Here is a 15,223-nt window from a genome sequence, read left to right as displayed (position 1 = left end):
GGGCTTTTTCTCTGCTGGCAGTCAGACGCTGCGCGGGCGCAGGTGGGCATGCCAGCGGGCTTCCCACTTCTTGAACAACCAGACGATGACGAAGGTGAGCAGCATGTAGAGCAGACCTGCGGTCAGGAACGCCTCGAACGGGCTGTAGTAGCGGGAGTTGATGATCCGCGCGGCCCCCGTCAGATCGACGATGGTGATGATGCCTGCCACCGCCGACCCCTGCAGCATGAAGATCACCTCGTTGCTGTAGGCCGGCAGCGCACGGCGAAACGAGTTGGGCAGGATGATGCGGGTGAGGGTCTGCCAGCGGGTCATGCCGAAGGCGCTTGCCGCTTCTATCTGCCCCTTGGGCATGTTCATCACGGCGCCACGCACTATCTCGGCGGTGTAGGCGCCGGTGTTGAGAGTGAACGCCAGCAGGGCACAGAACCAGGCTTCCGAGAAGAGGGACCAGGCCGCACTGTTCTTGAGCCACTCCCACTGGGCGGCACCGTAGTAGATGATGAAGAGCTGCACCAGGAGCGGGGTGCCACGGAAGAAGTAGATATAGGCCCAGATTGGCCCCTTTATCAACCAGTTGCGGCTGTTGCGCAGTATGCCCATGGGCACCGCCAGCATGAGCCCCAGCATGAGCGAGGCGGCCACCAGCCAGATGGTGGTATAGAGCCCCTCCCAGTAGGTGGGCCACTCCTTGAGAATGATCGAGAAATCCATGGCTTACCTCGTCTTGATGGCGTAGTGACGCTCGGCCCACTTGAGCGCCGAGGTAGAGACTGCGGTGAAGACCAGGAAGATCAGCGCCACCGCCATGTAGAAGGTGAAAGGCTGCTGGGTCGAGCCCGCCGCGAGCGACGCCTTTCGCACCATGTCATCGAGCCCGATGATGGAGACCAGGGCCGTGGTTTTCAGCAGCACCAGCCAGTTGTTGCCAAACCCGGGCAGGGCGTGGCGCATCATCTGGGGAAAGAGGATCCGCACAAAGACCTGGCTTGCCCGCATGCCGAAGGCACGGGCCGCTTCGAGCTCCCCCTTGTCCACCGCCAGGATGGCGCCGCGGAAGGTCTCGGTCATGTAGGCGCCGAAGATGAAGCCGATGGTGGCGACCCCGGCCGCAAACGGGCTGATGTCGATGTAATCGGGCAGCAGGGAGACCCACTCCTGGTTCGGGTTGCTCGCCAGCAGGTGGTTGTTGTAGGCCTCGTTGACCCAGGTGCAGATCCCGTTGATGAGCACCTGGCCGCCGAAGAAGAGCAACATCATCAGCACCAGATCCGGGATGCCGCGAATGACGGTGGTGTAGGCCGCCGCGATGCCGCGTGCCCACTTGTAGGGAGAAAGCTTGGCCAGGGCCCCCAGCATGCCGAGCACCAGGGCCAGCAGCAGGGAGGCGAGCGCCACCTCCAGGGTGATCCAGGCCCCCTCCAGCAGAGAGGTTTCGTATCCTTTCAAATCAAACATATGCAATGCAGCTCCATCGCAATCGGGCCCGTCACTCCCAGCGGAAGGCAACGGGCCCGATGACTACTGACGGGATCAACCTGTCGTTGTTCGCCTGACGTCGGCTTACTCGCCGTACACGTCGAAGTCGAAGTACTTGTCGTTGATTTCCTTGTACTTGCCATTGGCACGCAGGGCCAGGATGGCAGCATTGAATTTCTCTTTCAGATCCTTGTCAGCCTTGCGCACCGCGATGCCGGCACCCTCGCCAAACCACTTGGGATCGGTCAGTTTCGGGCCGATGAACTCGAAGGCATCGCCCCCTTCCTTCTTCAGCAGGCCGTCGCTGATGGCGGCGGAGTCGGCCATCACGTAGTCGACACGGCCGGATTTCAGATCGAGGTAGGCTTCATCCGCAGTGCCGTAGCGCTTGATGGTGGCGTTGGGGAAGTTGTCGGTGATGTAGGTATCCATGGAGGTGGCACGCTGCACGGCGATGGTCTTGCCGTCCATGAAGGCCTTGTCGAGCTGGATCTCGGTCCCTTTCTTGGCGGCGAAGCGCGCCGGGATGTGCTGGTACTTCTGGGTGAAGTCCACCTTCTTCTTGCGCTCTTCGGTGATGTCCATGGTGGCGATGATGGCGTCATACTTGCGCGACAGCAGCGCCGGAATGATGCCGTCCCAGTCCTGCTTGATCAGGGTGCACTTCACCTTCATCTCGTCGCACAGGGCGTTGGCGATGTCGATGTCGAAGCCTTTCACCTCGCCGCTCGGCTCGGTCCAGGAGAAGGGAGGATAGGCCCCTTCCACCCCGATCCGAACCTCTTTCCACTCCTTGGCCATCAGGCTACCGGAACACAGGGCCGTCATCACGGCAGTCGCCAGCATCAGCTTGTTCATGTATCTCTCCTTGATAAACACGTCGATCGTTGAAAGTACGGATGGTTGAAATTGAATCCCGTCCATCAATAGATGGACGAGATGAATTGCTTGAATCGCTCCGACTTGGGATGGGCGAAGATCTCCTTGGGATTGCCCTCCTCCTCCACGCGCCCCTGGTGCAGGAACATCACCTTGTTCGACACGTCGCGGGCGAAGGACATCTCGTGGGTCACCACCATCATGGTACGCCCCTCTTCCGCCAGCTCGCGCATCAGGCCAAGGACCTCCCCCACCAGTTCAGGGTCGAGGGCCGAGGTAGGCTCGTCAAACAGCATCACCTCGGGCTCCACCGCCAGCGCCCGGGCGATGGCGGCCCGCTGCTGCTGACCGCCGGAGAGATGACCGGGATAATAGTCGCGACGCTCCCACAGCCCCACCCGGTTGAGCAGGTGCTCCGCCTTGGCGATGGCCTCGGCACGGGGCACCTTGAGCACCTGGATGGGCACTTCGATGATGTTCTGCATGATGGTCATGTGGGACCAGAGATTGAAGCTTTGAAACACCATGGCCAGTCGGCTGCGGATACGCTCCACCTGGCGCATGTCTTCCGGCAGGCGTTCGCCGGAACGGCTGGTTTTCATCCGGATCAGCTCCCCGTGGAGGGAGACGCTGCCCGATGAGGGGGTTTCAAGCAGATTGATACAGCGTAGAAAGGTCGACTTCCCCGAACCCGAGGAGCCGATGAGGGAGATCACATCCCCCTTGTGGGCCGTCATATCGATGCCCTTGAGCACTTCGTGGGTGCCAAAATACTTGTGCAGATCACGAACTTCCAGTGCGGCAACGTCGCTCATCCATTACAACCTTGTCTGTCCCTAGACGCCGCTTCGGCGTGACTCCACCATCGTCCATTTAACAAAACGTTAACCGATGGCAACCTTCAGCGAAAATATCATTGAGGTAGTGAAAAAACAATACAGAACCGAGGTATTTGGTGTTTTATCTGTATTTTTATTGGCCTATTGAGTATTTTTCAGCACTTTGTCTGCATAAAATCCATTTTTCGTCGCACCTTCTCTACCGCTCTTTTATACCCGCAGCGCACTGGTAGCAAGCATATTTCACCATATCCGCCAGATGTCATCCCAAAGGACTTTATTCACCCAGGCAGATTCCCCTTCTCTCGTCATTTCATGGGGATGAAATTGATTTCTCAGGTGATGTGGCCCTCTTTCCCCGTTTGCGTACAGAGCCGACTGTCATCAAAAAACACAACAATATGATAAAAAAGTCCCGTATGGGCCATGCTGATGCACAGATCCGTGACACAGGTGCAACAAGTCGTGATAAGGTGCCGTTTTTCCACGTTTTGTGATCGAGGCCCCGATGTTGCTCAATGTGTTGCTGATCCTGCTGCCGCTCGTGATCGGCTATCTGGTTCCCCTCTCTTCCGCCCGTCTGATCAAGCTGGTCAACCAGTCCCTGGGCAAGATGGTCTACCTCATCCTGTTCCTGATGGGTCTGGGGCTGGCCTATGTGGAGAACCTGGGCAGCAACCTGGCAGTGATCTTCAAGGTGGCAGGGATGATGCTCGCAGCCATTACCCTCTGCAACCTGCTGGCCCTGTGGTGGCTGGACAAGCGCAGCCCCCCCACCCACGAGGCCAGTGACGGCAAGATGCCGAGCAAGCTGCACCTGTTATGGGAATCCCTCCAACTCTGTTTCGTGGTGCTGGGGGGCGTCTTGCTGGGGCTGGTGGTGGACCTGCGCGCCCTGCCCATCGACAAGTTGAGCGAGTGGGCCCTGATGCTGCTGCTCTTGCTCATCGGCATCCAGATGCGCAACTCCGGCATGCGCCTGCGCCAGATCCTGCTCAATCCCTGGGGCATGAAGATCGCGCTCACCGTCATCCTCAGCAGCTGGCTCGGCAGCCTGCTGGCCGCCCAGCTGCTCGGCATGCCCTTTGCCCATGGCCTCGCGATGAGCTCCAGTTTTGGCTGGTATTCGCTCTCCGGCATCCTGGTAGCGGACAAGCTGGGCCCGGTGCTGGGCTCCGCCGCCTTCATCAATGATCTGGGGCGCGAGCTTATCGCCATCCTCATCATCCCGGTGCTGATGCGCCGCCACCCCAGCGCCGCCATCGGCTACGGCGGCGCCACGGCGCTGGACTTCACCCTGCCTGTCATCCAGAAATCCGGCGGCATCCAGGTGGTGCCGGTGGCCATCGTCTCCGGCTTTATCCTGAGTCTGCTCGGCCCCATTCTGATCCTGGGGTTCCTGGCTATCTGAGCCCATGGCACGACAAAGCCCGGCACTGCTGCCGGGCTTTTTGTTGATGAACTGAGCGGGCTGGATGACAGACGCCGGTATTCAGGTGCGCCACCGGCCCCCACTCATCACCCGCTCGATGGCGAACGTATCAGGGTCGATCAGCAGCAGATCCGCATCCTGCCCCACCGCCAGCGTGCCCTTGGTCGCCAGCCCCAGCGCCCTGGCCGGATTGGCCGTCACTACCGCCAGAGCCGTCTCCAGCGCCACCCCCTTGCCGCAGGCCGCCACCACCTCCTGCCACAGGCTCCCTATCTGGCCACAGCGCAGCTCGATGAGCCGCCCCTCGCCGTCAAAGCGCGGCAGACTGGCGTTGGCGTCCGAGCTGAAGCTGATGCGATCCACGGGCACGCCCGCCGCCAGCAACGCCACCAGGGCGTCGGCCGCGAGCCGCTCCCCGTCATCCAGCAGATCCGGGAAGCTCGACGTGGTGAGGTCGACCCAGCCGCCTGCCCGACCCCACTCGATGGCCTCGGCAAAGAGCCAGGGGTTGCGGTTGCAGTGGGTGGGGTAGAGCTGGCGTTGCGGGATGTCGGTGCCGTCCCGCAACGCCCGCAGGGGCGCCAGCGCCCCGCGGCCATCCCCCAGGTGAAAGAAGCTGACGCCACTTTTACCCGACAACAGCCCGGCCACCCGCGCCTCGTTCGCCAGCCGCGCCAGCTCGTCGTGGGTGGGGGCGCTGGACCTGTGATCGCTGATGGCCACCTCCCCCACCCCCAGCACCTCGGGGATCAGCATGATGTCCGATTCCACCGTGCCGGTGAGGGTCTTGACCGGCAGGTGGTAGGAGCCGGTGTACATGAAGGCGCTCACCCCGGCGGCGCGAAACTCGCGCACCTTCCCCAGCACCTGCGCCGGGCTGCGGGTCAGGCTGTCGGTGCCGAGCGCCGCCACGAGCGTGGTAACCCCCGCCGCCAGAGCTTCCCTTGCCGAGAGCTCCGGTGTGCGAAAGCCGAAGCCTCCCTCGCCGCCGCCTCCCGTGATATGGGCGAGCGGGTCCACCAGTCCGGGCACCAGATAGCGGCCGCCAGCGTCCACCCTCGTCAGTGGCCAGTCGGTCGGAACCGTCAGTCCCTTGCCCATCCAGGCGATGCGGCCATCCGCCACCAGCAGATCCTGCTGGCCGAGCGGGGCCGGACTATGGATCTGCGCACCCTCGATCAGGGTCAACATGGGATCTCTCCTTGCTGCATGAAAAAGGAGGGAGCAGGCTCCCTCCGACTGTTACCCATCAACCGCCATAGATATCGTACTTGAAGTACTTCCGGTTGATCTCCTGATACTTGCCGTTGGCGCGCAGGGCCTTGATGGCGTCGTTCAGCTTGGCTCTGAGATCCTGATCCCCCTTGCGCACCGCGATCCCCATGCCGTCGCCAAACCATTGACGGTCGGTCAGGGCCGGCCCCACATAGTCGAACTTGTCGCCCCCTTCCTTGCCAAGCAACCCCTGTTCGATGGCTGAGGCGTCTGCCAGCAGGGCCAGCACCCGTCCCGCCTTCAGGTCGAGGTAGGCTTCATCGGCACTGCCGTAACGCACTATGGTGACGCTGGAGCCGAAGTTGTCGGTCAGGTACTTGTCGTGGGTGGTGGCCCGCTGCACGCCGATGCGCTTGCCCGCCATCCCTTCCGGCGTCAGCGTCAGTTCGGTGCCCCTGGCCGCCACGAAGCGGTTGGGAATGTGGGCATATTTCTCGGTGAAGTCGACCTTCTTGCGCCGCTCGTCGGTGATCGACATGGCGGCGATGATGGCGTCGTACTTGCGCGACAGCAGGGCCGGGATCATGCCGTCCCAATCCTGGGCCACCAGCTCGCACCTGACGGCCATCTGCTGGCACAGGGCGTTGGCAAGATCGATGTCAAATCCCTTGATCTCTCCGGACGCATCGGTCCATGAGAAGGGTGGATAGGCCCCCTCCACGCCAAAGCGTACCGTCTTCCACTCCTTGGCGGTGACGGGGGTGGCGAGCAGACAGGCAGCAACAAGGGCTGACAGGGTCAGTGTGGTCTTCATCGTGAGTACTCCATTACATAAAAAGCGCACAGGCGCGGTCAAGGCATCGCAGGCAGAGGCAAGCGATGGCCAACAAACGGCAAATTGCAGATGAACGGGATTACGCCGCCATGGGCGTCAATGAACTGCTCCGGGGCCTCGACCTATTCGTCGAACCACTCGGAGAGATAGAAAGGCTTGAAGTAGAAGGCCAGAAAAAAGCCTCTGGCTTTGCGCATCATGGTGATTTGTCGCGTCCTGTGACAAAGATGGCAAGCACCTTACCACGCCTCAATTTTGCCCGGCAAGGGGACTTGGGGATGAAACATCCTGCCCATGGTCAATCCGGCCACGATTCGTTAGGCTCGGATCACCCGTTCACGCCCAGGCACGCGAGCCCCATCCCATGAATTTTCTCGCCCACCTCCATCTGGCGGCCCATACCGGCAGCTCCCTCACCGGCAACCTGCTGGGGGACTTCATCAAGGGCCCGCTGCCGACGGGTCTGGCTGACCACTTCGACGAGGGGATCTGGCTGCACCGCAAGATAGACGCCTTCACCGATTCCCACCCGGCCCATCGGGCCGCCGTGGCGAGCTTCGCCCCCCCCTGGCGCCGCTTCGGCGGCATTGTGGTGGACATGCTCTACGATCACTGGCTCAGCCAGCACTGGCAGAGGTTCAGCGCAGCCCCCCTGCCCCGCTTTCTGGCGCAGAGCTATGGTCAACTTCTCCTGGATCATCACAGCCTGCCACAGGGCCTGCCGATGGCCCTGCGGCGCATGGCCGAGCAGGACTGGCTGGCCTCCTACCAGTACCGGGAAGGGGTGGGGGCGGCCCTCAACGGCATCGGTCGTCGGCTGCGCCGCCCCGTGCCGCTCGGGGAGGCGCTCCACGCCCTGGATCAGGCTCGCTGGACCGAGGCCGAGCACGCCTTCCTGCACTTCTACCCGGAGCTGATGCGCTTTTGCGAGGCCCAGATCGCCGCCCACCGCACTGCCACCTCATCCCCACCATAAAAAACGCCCCTAGCGGGGCGTTGTCATCGGGGGAACGCTCAGGCCTTGGGGCTGGCCGGCAGGAAGCGAAACGCCTTGGCCGGGACGAATTTCTCCGCCGTCTCCCCCGCATAGAGCTGCTGCTCGGTCAGGGGCAACTTGCGCACCGGGGCCCCCGCGGTGAGATCCAGCTTGTCCATGCTCACCCAGAAGGTGTTGGGCAGATGGGTCAGCTCGAAGAAATAGCGGCGATGCTGCTGATCCGCCACGCTGCGCCACAGGGTGGTGGAGATGTTGGGCTGATCCGGGGTGCTGATCCCCATGGGTACCGAGACGTTGCGCATCACGCTCATTACCCCGGCCACCGCCTCGTTGGCCTGGTCGGTCTTTGGCAGGGTCTTGATGTAGAAGGAGGCGCGGGCAAAACGGTCCGCCGAGCGGTTGGTGCCGGGCAGCATGGTGAGACCGCCAATCTCCTCCCAGTAGTCGTTGAGGGCCAGTTGCTTGTCAAAGGTCGGCGAGTTGGTCATCACCTGATAGCTGCGGTCGTGGTAGATCTGCAGCTTGCCCCCCACGTACTGGAAGATGGCGGAATCGCCGCTCGCATCGGAGAGGGAGAGGTGCAGCTGGCCCGGCTTGCCATCCGGGGTCAGGGTGGTCACCACATAGAACTCGTCCTTCGACAGGGCGGCGACTGCCTCGGCCACGGTGGCGAAGTTGTCCAGCGCGTACTGGGCCCAGAGCGAGATGGAGAGAGTCTTGCGCGGATCCTTGTCGCTCGGGGTCACATACTCGGACTCGGTCAGATAGAGGAGGTTGGCCACCAGCCCCTTCTCGTTCATGCCGTCGGCGGTGCCTGCATCGAAGCCTGCCGCCACCACGGAGCCGTAGCGCGATGTCCACGTCATGGAGTGCGCGCCAGCCTCCCCTTCCCGCGCGATGCCACGGGGCAGCGCCCAGAGATTGGTCGGCATGGCGCTGCGCCAGTCCATGGTACGACCGGTCACCACCAGCGCTCCCTCCCCCTGATAGACGGCGCGGGTACAGGCATCGGCGAGGGAGCTGACGGAGAGGGAGACGGTCAGTGCCAGCAGGGTCTTGTGCAACAGGGGGGAACGCAGGATTGTCATATGGATCACTCGAGTCTGTTGAAAACACAAGCATACCCCTTTTTGCATAACAGGGGCTGACTGAGGCTAGCAAGCCAGGTGGCAGATCTGTCAACAGAGGTGCTGCCCTGCCAATCAGCGATCAATATCCATAAATTAATCAAAGAGATAAGCAAGCAACTTCGGGGCGATACCGCCAGATGCCATTCGCTGGCTTGCGTCGGTTTCAGACACATACCCTGCCCGCCAGCAGGCGGACAGGGAGGGCCTCAGCCTTCCTTCTTGCGGATACTCAGCCCCAGCTCGCGGCCACGCAGGCGGGCATAATAGATGGTGCCCACAAACGCCAGGGTGGTGAGCACCAGCTCCACCACCGCCAGCCACCGCTCCCCCTCATCCGTGGTGATCAGGGTCAGGGCGTGCAGGAAGTAGGGCATCAGCACGAAGTTGCCCCAGGCGTGGGTGTAGGGATTGCCCTGCACTATGCCCTTGAGGGGGAAGAGCAGCGGCACCGTCCAGATCACCGGCAACAGCCAGGGGGCGAGATCCGGGTGGGGCGAGAGCCAGAGGTGCCAGAGCAGCACCCAGGCCAGCAGGCCGAAAAAACCGGCCAGGGTCAGCAGGCGAGCGAAGCGGGTGCTCACTTGAGGATCTCCAGCACCTGCTCGGGCGGACGACCGATGCGGGCCTGCCCGTTCTTGATGACAATGGGGCGCTCGATGAGCTTGGGGTGCTGGTGCATGGCACGAATGAGATCATCGCCGCTCACCTCGCCGAGCCCCAGCTCCTTGTAAAGATCTTCCTTGGTGCGCATCAGCTGTCGGGGATCCGTGAAGCCAAGCTGACTCAGGAGGGTGCGGATCTGTGCTTCGCTCGGTGCCTGCTCCAGATAGAGCACCACCTCGGGGGCGACCCCGTGCTGTTCCAGCAAGGCCAGGGTTTCACGGCTCTTGGAGCAGCGCGGATTGTGGTAGATTTGGGTCTCGCTCATGATAACTCCCTGATTAATCGCAAGATGGGACAAGAAATGGCGCTATTGTAGGGGAAACGGATGGTCAGGGTAAGCGGGAAGGCTATGGAAATGAAACGGATCTGTTGGCTGATTGTGGCAACCCTGCTGGGGGCCTGCAGCCCGGCACCCGACTTCACCGACGGCGCGGGAAAGAAGGTCAGCCTCGCGGATCTCGGTGGCAAACCGCTGCTGGTCAACTACTTCGCCCCCTGGTGCGCCCCCTGCCTGCGAGAGATGCCCCTGCTGGCAACATTGCACCAGGAAGGTCAGATCCGGGTGATCGCCATCAACTATGACCCCGCCTCCCCCGCCGAACTGACCGAGCTGGCAAGGCGCCACGCCATCAGGGTTCCCCTGATGATCCCGGATGACGACGCCCGCCTCCCGTTCCCAAGGCCCGGGGCGCTGCCCACCAGCTATCTGCTCGATGCCAGGGGCACGCTGCTGGAGACCCTGGTGGGGGAGCTGGACGAGCAGAAGATAGGCGAGATAAAACGCCGCCTGGCGAGCGCTCCATAGCAGAGCCATCCATCACATTCATTTCTTCATCATCAAGATGCGTTGAAACCGATGAAAGGCCCTATTTTAGCCTGCAAAACAAGGCGGGGTGCCCCCAAAGGAGCACCCCGCCTGCCATCAACCCGCTCCGGACTCAGCCCTTGAGGCTGTCCAGATCCTTCTTGGCCCGCTCCAGCTGGGTGATGCGCGCCTCGATGCGGGCCAGGGTCAGCTTGTCGCTGGTGGTGCCCCGGGCCACGATCAGTTCGTCGATGGCCGCCTGGTAGTCCCCGCGCAGGGAGAGGGTCTCCGCCCGCGCCATGTGCAGGTCCGTCATCCTGCCCGCCTTGCGGTAGGCGTCCGACAGCAGGCTCCAGGCCAGGCTGTTCTCGTCGTGCTCCCGGGCATAAGGGTCCAGGATGGCGATGGATTTCTTGTAGTTGCCCCCCTCCAGATAGGCGTTGCCGAGGTTCACCACCACCACCTCGTTGTCCGGCATCCGGGTGCGGAAGCGCTCCAGTCTGGCGATGGCCTGGGCGCTGCGCCCCTTGGCGAGATCGATGTCGGTCAGGGCATCCACCACGAAGAGATCCTCCGGGTGACGGGTCGCCAGCTCCTGCATCAGGGTATCGGCCTCGTCGGTGCGCTTGAGCTGCAACAGGGCCAGCGCCTTGCCATAGATGGCGGCATCCTTGAGGGGGTAATCCCCCTTCTGCAAGCGGCTGTCGAAGTAGGTGAGCAGCGCCTGGGGCGTCTCGGTGCCATAGCGCACCTGGATGCGCACCTTGGCCAGCCAGAAGTCCAGGCTCGGCGGCAGGGCGCGTGCGCCATAGCTCCCGGCACGGGCTCGGGCTTCGCTGATCCGTGTCTCCGGCAGGGGGTGAGTCAGCAGCATCTCCGGCGGCTTGCTGGCATAGCGGTACTCCGCCGCCAGCTTCTGGAAGAAGTTGGCCATGCCCATGGGATCGAACCCGGCGTCATACAGCGTCTTCATGCCGATGCGATCCGCCTCGTATTCGTTGTCCCGGGTGTAGTTGATGGCCGACTGCATCGACAAGCCAAGCGTGGTCTGCAAGGCCGCGATGCCGGCGGTGGGGTTGATCACCGCGAGTGCAATGGAGCCCACCAGGCCGGCCAGGGTCATGGCGGAGCTGCTCGCCTGTGCCTCCATGTAACGGGCGATGTGACGCTGGGTCACGTGGGTGATTTCGTGGGCCAGTACCGAGGCCAGCTCGCTCTCGCTCTCGGCGTAGAGAAAGAGGCCGGTATGCACCTTGACCCGGCCACCGAGGAAGGCCGCCGCGTTGATGCTGGGATCGTTGATGAGGAAGAAGGTGAACGGGAAGCGCACCCCGTCGGCATTGGTCAGCAGCCGCTGGCCCAGATCGTCGATGTATTCGTTGAGCACGGGGTCATCGATGATGGGCAGGCCCGCCCGGGCAAAACGCATGAAGGCGTTGCCGTAGCGCACCTCCTGCTCGATGGGCAGTGCGGCGACCCCGGCGGTACCGATGTCGGGCAACTGGTTGCTCCCCTGGGCGTGGAAGGTCGCCCCCATCAGGGTGACCAACAGGGGAAGCGATGCTATCAGGGGGGAAAAACGTGCCACGTTATCTCTATCTCCAATCAGACCCCAGCGGGCATCGGCAGAATACCCTTGCCATTCAAGGCCCACAAGCGTTGTTTCATCCTCTCATCACGGCCATAATGACCGCCACGCACGCGATGGAGTTCTCATGGAACAGCTCGACCTGACCCCCTGGCGTTGTCCCGAGCCCCTCATCCGGCTCAAGCTCTGGTTGCGCCAGGCCCGGCCCGGTCAATCCGTGTGCATCCAGCTCGGGGATGCAGGCTCCCGGCAGGACATTCCCGCCTATCTGCGCCGTCAGGGTCACCATGTCCAGACCCGGGAAGAGTCAGCTGCCCGCCTCTCCCTGCTGCTCGTCGTTGCCCGTACCCCCCGGGACGCCCTGCTCGCCCCCGAGCCCATGCCACCCACCCCGTGAGCCGCCATTCAAGGAAGCCTCGATGTTAGATGTATTGAAGCGCTGGTATCAGACCCGTTTTTCCGACCCCGATGCCGTCACCCTCTTCCTGCTGCTGGTCTTCTGCTTTGCCGTGCTCTGGCTGTTTGGGGATCTGCTGGCACCGCTGCTGGTGGCCCTGGTGATGGCCTATCTGCTGGAGTGGCCGGTGAGTCGCCTGCAACGGGGCGGCCTTTCTCGCACCGTCGCCACCAGCCTGGTCCTGCTGCTGTTCATCACGGTGACGACCCTGATGCTGCTGGGCCTCATCCCGACGCTGGTGAGCCAGGGGGTCAACCTGGCCAAGGAGGCGCCCGCCATGCTGGCCCATGCCCAGGACTATGTCCGCACCCTGCCGGAAAAATACCCCGAGATCATCGACGTCAGCCTGGTGGAAACCATCATCGACAACATTCGCCAGCGCATCCTGACCGGCGGTGAACAACTGGTGAGCGCCTCTTTGAGCTCCCTCATCAACGTGGTGGCCATCCTCATCTACGCCATCCTGGTGCCCCTGATGGTCTTCTTCATGCTCAAGGACAAACAGGTGCTGATGGGAGGCCTGCGCCGCTTCCTGCCCCGCAACCGCACCCTGGTGAACCGGGTCTGGGTGGAGATGAACGACCAGATCATCAACTACATCCGCGGCAAGGTGATCGAGATCGTCATCGTCGGCATCGCCACCTATGTGCCCTTCGCCCTGATGGGATTGCGCTACTCCGCCCTGCTGGCGGTCGCGGTGGGCTTCTCCGTGCTCATCCCCTATATCGGCGCCGCTGCGGTGACCGTGCCGGTGGCCATGGTGGCCCTGTTCCAGTGGGGGCTGACCCCCGACTTCGCCTGGCTGATGGTGGCCTATTTCGTGATCCAGGCCCTCGACGGCAACCTGCTGGTCCCCCTGCTCTTCTCCGAGGCGGTCAACCTGCACCCGGTAGCCATCATCATCGCCGTGCTGGTGTTTGGCGGTCTGTGGGGCTTTTGGGGCGTCTTCTTCGCCATTCCCCTCGCCACCCTGGTCAAGGCGGTGCTCAACGCCTGGCCCAAGCGGGAAGATCTCCCCCGCCCCGCCCCCTGACCCTGGCAAGGGGCGAGGCCGGGTCTCGCCCCTTCCAGATACCGGCCACCAGCAGCACCTCCGTGACGCTGGCTCATGCTTGCCTTGTCGGGTTTAATTGAAAGCCGACATCCGTTTGACTTGCTACGCAGGTCTGATTCGTTACCACTGCCTACCCACCGACAAGGATCTGTCATGCCCCCACTCCCTGCCCTGCGCCATGCCTCTCTGGGTGCCTTTCTGGCACTGCTGCTCTGCTCACCCGTCCGGGCAGACCTCGACATCGGGGCCCTCAGCGCCTTCTCCAGCGACAGCCCCGACAGCCCCATTCCCAAGGGGCTGGTGCTGGGCGGGGCCGTCATCGGCGGCCAGGCCCGGTACCAGCACCAGGACGACACCCTGATGCCCATCCCGGGGGCCCTCTATTTTGGTGACAACCTGATGTATCTGGGGGATCGGGCCCGCTACTACCTCAGCCGGGATGGCAACCTCTCGACCTATGCCTTCGGCCGGATGCGCTTTGGCAACCTGGACCCGGACGACGATCCCTTCCTCCATGGCATGGAGAAGCGCAAGGGGCAGTTCGAAGCGGGGTTCGGGGCCGATCTCATCACTCCCTACGCCCTCTGGAGCGTGCGGGCCACCACGGATGTGACCGGCACCAGCAACGGTCAGGAGCTGATGCTGTGGGCCAACTTCCCCATCATCCGCGGCCCCCTGCTGCTGATGCCGGGAGCCGGCGTCATGCTGCGCAGCCACAACCTCGCCAACTACTACTTCGGCGGTGTCTCGCAAGACGAAGCGAGGGCGGACAGGCCGGCGTGGAACACTGGCACCACCCTCTCCCCCATGGTCTCCCTCATCGGCAGCTATCGCTTCAGCGCCAACTGGATTGGCGGCTTTGGCATCAACTACGAGCGCTACGACGACGACATCGCGGACAGCCCCATCGTCCAGCATCAGGGAGAACTCTATGCAGGCTTCGGGGTGGGCTACATCTGGTAGCCCCATCCGGACTGGGCAACAAAAAAGGAGCCCATGGCTCCTTTTTTACGGCTATCCGGCGCAGCGTCACCCTGCCACTTCGGCGAGAAATTCGGCGAGCGCCCGGTTGATGAACGCGGGGTTCTCCAGGGTCGAGATGTGACCGGCCCCCGGGATCTCCCTGAACGGGCACCCCAGCACCTCGGCCATCAGATACCCCTCCAGCACAGGGCGAGCCTTGTCCTCGCACCCCGTCATGACCAGTGCGGGCAGCCTCATCTCTTCGAGCCAGTCGATGCGATCCTCCCGGGTCACGAAGCTGCGCCCCACCGCCACCAGGCTCGCCACCTTGTCGGCGGGCCATTGGGCCAGCCGGGCCTTGAAACCGGCCATCAGGGCCGCGTCCGGTTGATGGGCGAAGAAGAGCGGAGCCACCTGATCGGCGATGGGCGCAGGCACGGCGCCGACCTGCTCGATCATCGCCAGCATGCCGAGATAGCGCTCGCAGGTGATCTGGGGTTCAAGGCCGACGAAGCTGTCCATCAGCACCAGGCCCTTGAGGCGAGCAGGCGCCATGCGCGCCAGCTCCACGCCCCACATGCCACCGATGGAGAGCCCCACCAGCACGCACTCGTCGATGCCGAGGGCATCGAGCAGCGCCAGGTGATCCCGGGCCAGGGTCGCCAGGGTGCAGGGCCCCTCGGGCAGCACATCGGAATCCCCGTGACCCCAAAGCTCGGGCACGATGCAGCGATACTGCCCCTTGAGGGCCTCGATTTGCGGTGCCCACATGGCACTGTCCCACAGGTAGCTGTGGCCAAAGAGCAGTGCCGGACCCTGCCCCTCGTCCAGATAGGCCATGCGGCGGCCCGCTATCTCCATAAACTGCTTCATGTTTTCTCCTGTTG

At 62.9% G+C, this 15,223-nt stretch carries 18 protein-coding genes; 7 read left to right on the top strand and 11 right to left on the bottom strand.

Going from position 1 to position 15,223, the window contains the following annotated elements:
- Nucleotides 1–21: 21 nt before the first annotated feature.
- The 4 genes from OKC41_RS09165 to OKC41_RS09150 all read right to left on the bottom strand — a co-directional run bounded on the left by OKC41_RS09165 (nucleotide 22) and on the right by OKC41_RS09150 (nucleotide 3,173).
- Nucleotides 22–714, bottom strand: a complete 693-nt coding sequence (locus tag OKC41_RS09165; protein WP_010674270.1) for an ABC transporter permease — start codon at nucleotides 712–714, stop codon at nucleotides 22–24.
- 3 nt (nucleotides 715–717) lie between these two features.
- Nucleotides 718–1,458: an ABC transporter permease gene (locus OKC41_RS09160; RefSeq protein WP_010674269.1), complete on the bottom strand. Its 741-nt coding sequence runs from the start codon at nucleotides 1,456–1,458 to the stop codon at nucleotides 718–720.
- 105 nt (nucleotides 1,459–1,563) lie between these two features.
- Nucleotides 1,564–2,337 carry an ABC transporter substrate-binding protein gene (locus OKC41_RS09155; protein WP_041212797.1) on the bottom strand — a complete coding sequence of 258 codons (774 nt, stop codon included), beginning with the start codon at nucleotides 2,335–2,337 and terminating at the stop codon, nucleotides 1,564–1,566.
- A gap of 65 nt (nucleotides 2,338–2,402) precedes the next feature.
- Nucleotides 2,403–3,173, bottom strand: coding sequence for an ABC transporter ATP-binding protein (locus OKC41_RS09150; protein ID WP_010674267.1), 771 nt, complete (start codon nucleotides 3,171–3,173; stop codon nucleotides 2,403–2,405).
- Nucleotides 3,174–3,705: 532 nt separating this feature from the next.
- Here OKC41_RS09150 and OKC41_RS09145 point away from each other — a divergent pair.
- Nucleotides 3,706–4,608, top strand: coding sequence for a lysine exporter LysO family protein (locus OKC41_RS09145; RefSeq protein WP_201894840.1), 903 nt, complete (start codon nucleotides 3,706–3,708; stop codon nucleotides 4,606–4,608).
- 81 nt (nucleotides 4,609–4,689) lie between these two features.
- Here the strand turns inward: OKC41_RS09145 and iadA are convergent, their stop codons facing one another.
- Both iadA and OKC41_RS09135 read right to left on the bottom strand, forming a co-directional pair.
- The gene (gene iadA, locus OKC41_RS09140) at nucleotides 4,690–5,820 is read right to left on the bottom strand and encodes a beta-aspartyl-peptidase (protein WP_270671914.1); all 1,131 of its coding nucleotides are present in this window, start codon (nucleotides 5,818–5,820) and stop codon (nucleotides 4,690–4,692) included.
- 58 nt (nucleotides 5,821–5,878) lie between these two features.
- The gene (locus tag OKC41_RS09135; RefSeq protein WP_102948258.1) at nucleotides 5,879–6,658 is read right to left on the bottom strand and encodes an ABC transporter substrate-binding protein; all 780 of its coding nucleotides are present in this window, start codon (nucleotides 6,656–6,658) and stop codon (nucleotides 5,879–5,881) included.
- A 65-nt stretch (nucleotides 6,659–6,723) separates the two neighbouring features.
- Between OKC41_RS09135 and OKC41_RS09130 the strand changes: the two genes are divergently transcribed.
- Nucleotides 6,724–7,047: a hypothetical protein gene (locus tag OKC41_RS09130; protein ID WP_201894842.1), complete on the top strand. Its 324-nt coding sequence runs from the start codon at nucleotides 6,724–6,726 to the stop codon at nucleotides 7,045–7,047.
- Complete coding sequence (locus tag OKC41_RS09125; RefSeq protein WP_201894843.1) at nucleotides 7,044–7,655, top strand: ACP phosphodiesterase; 612 nt, start codon at nucleotides 7,044–7,046, stop codon at nucleotides 7,653–7,655. The genes OKC41_RS09130 and OKC41_RS09125 overlap by 4 nt, the downstream gene beginning before the upstream one ends.
- 38 nt (nucleotides 7,656–7,693) lie before the next feature.
- On the opposite strand, the gene OKC41_RS09120 is transcribed toward OKC41_RS09125, so the two are convergent.
- From OKC41_RS09120 to arsC, 3 genes are all read right to left on the bottom strand, one after another.
- On the bottom strand, nucleotides 7,694–8,764 hold the full coding sequence (locus OKC41_RS09120) for a linear amide C-N hydrolase (protein ID WP_039038639.1): 1,071 nt from the start codon (nucleotides 8,762–8,764) through the stop codon (nucleotides 7,694–7,696).
- 248 nt (nucleotides 8,765–9,012) lie between these two features.
- Nucleotides 9,013–9,387, bottom strand: a complete 375-nt coding sequence (locus OKC41_RS09115; protein ID WP_043155315.1) for a DUF2069 domain-containing protein — start codon at nucleotides 9,385–9,387, stop codon at nucleotides 9,013–9,015.
- Complete coding sequence (gene arsC, locus OKC41_RS09110) at nucleotides 9,384–9,734, bottom strand: arsenate reductase (glutaredoxin) (protein ID WP_010674260.1); 351 nt, start codon at nucleotides 9,732–9,734, stop codon at nucleotides 9,384–9,386. The genes OKC41_RS09115 and arsC overlap by 4 nt, the downstream gene beginning before the upstream one ends.
- Nucleotides 9,735–9,794: 60 nt before the next feature.
- On the opposite strand from arsC, the gene OKC41_RS09105 reads away from it, so the two are divergent.
- A complete protein-coding gene (locus tag OKC41_RS09105; RefSeq protein ID WP_182976488.1) occupies nucleotides 9,795–10,274 on the top strand; it encodes a TlpA disulfide reductase family protein in 480 nt (159 codons plus the stop codon).
- 133 nt (nucleotides 10,275–10,407) lie between these two features.
- On the opposite strand, the gene OKC41_RS09100 is transcribed toward OKC41_RS09105, so the two are convergent.
- The gene (locus OKC41_RS09100) at nucleotides 10,408–11,862 is read right to left on the bottom strand and encodes a M48 family metalloprotease (RefSeq protein ID WP_223918331.1); all 1,455 of its coding nucleotides are present in this window, start codon (nucleotides 11,860–11,862) and stop codon (nucleotides 10,408–10,410) included.
- 127 nt (nucleotides 11,863–11,989) lie between these two features.
- On the opposite strand from OKC41_RS09100, the gene OKC41_RS09095 reads away from it, so the two are divergent.
- The 3 genes from OKC41_RS09095 (at nucleotide 11,990) to OKC41_RS09085 (ending at nucleotide 14,336) form a co-directional block, all read left to right on the top strand.
- Nucleotides 11,990–12,259 (top strand): sulfurtransferase TusA family protein, encoded by a 270-nt coding sequence (locus tag OKC41_RS09095; protein ID WP_201894845.1) that lies wholly within the window; start codon nucleotides 11,990–11,992, stop codon nucleotides 12,257–12,259.
- 22 nt (nucleotides 12,260–12,281) lie between these two features.
- Nucleotides 12,282–13,352: an AI-2E family transporter gene (locus tag OKC41_RS09090; protein WP_029314318.1), complete on the top strand. Its 1,071-nt coding sequence runs from the start codon at nucleotides 12,282–12,284 to the stop codon at nucleotides 13,350–13,352.
- Between the two features lie 174 nt (nucleotides 13,353–13,526).
- Nucleotides 13,527–14,336: a MipA/OmpV family protein gene (locus OKC41_RS09085; protein ID WP_223929721.1), complete on the top strand. Its 810-nt coding sequence runs from the start codon at nucleotides 13,527–13,529 to the stop codon at nucleotides 14,334–14,336.
- A gap of 66 nt (nucleotides 14,337–14,402) precedes the next feature.
- Here OKC41_RS09085 and OKC41_RS09080 read toward each other — a convergent pair whose 3' ends face one another.
- Nucleotides 14,403–15,209 (bottom strand): alpha/beta fold hydrolase, encoded by an 807-nt coding sequence (locus OKC41_RS09080; protein ID WP_201894846.1) that lies wholly within the window; start codon nucleotides 15,207–15,209, stop codon nucleotides 14,403–14,405.
- Between the last annotated feature and the right edge of the window lie 14 nt (nucleotides 15,210–15,223).

The organism is Aeromonas sp. QDB17, from assembly GCF_027705305.1.
Lineage (GTDB): Bacteria > Pseudomonadota > Gammaproteobacteria > Enterobacterales > Aeromonadaceae > Aeromonas > Aeromonas caviae.
The sequence above is the reverse complement of the archived record's forward strand: the minus strand, read 5'-3'. Positions and strand labels throughout refer to the sequence as shown.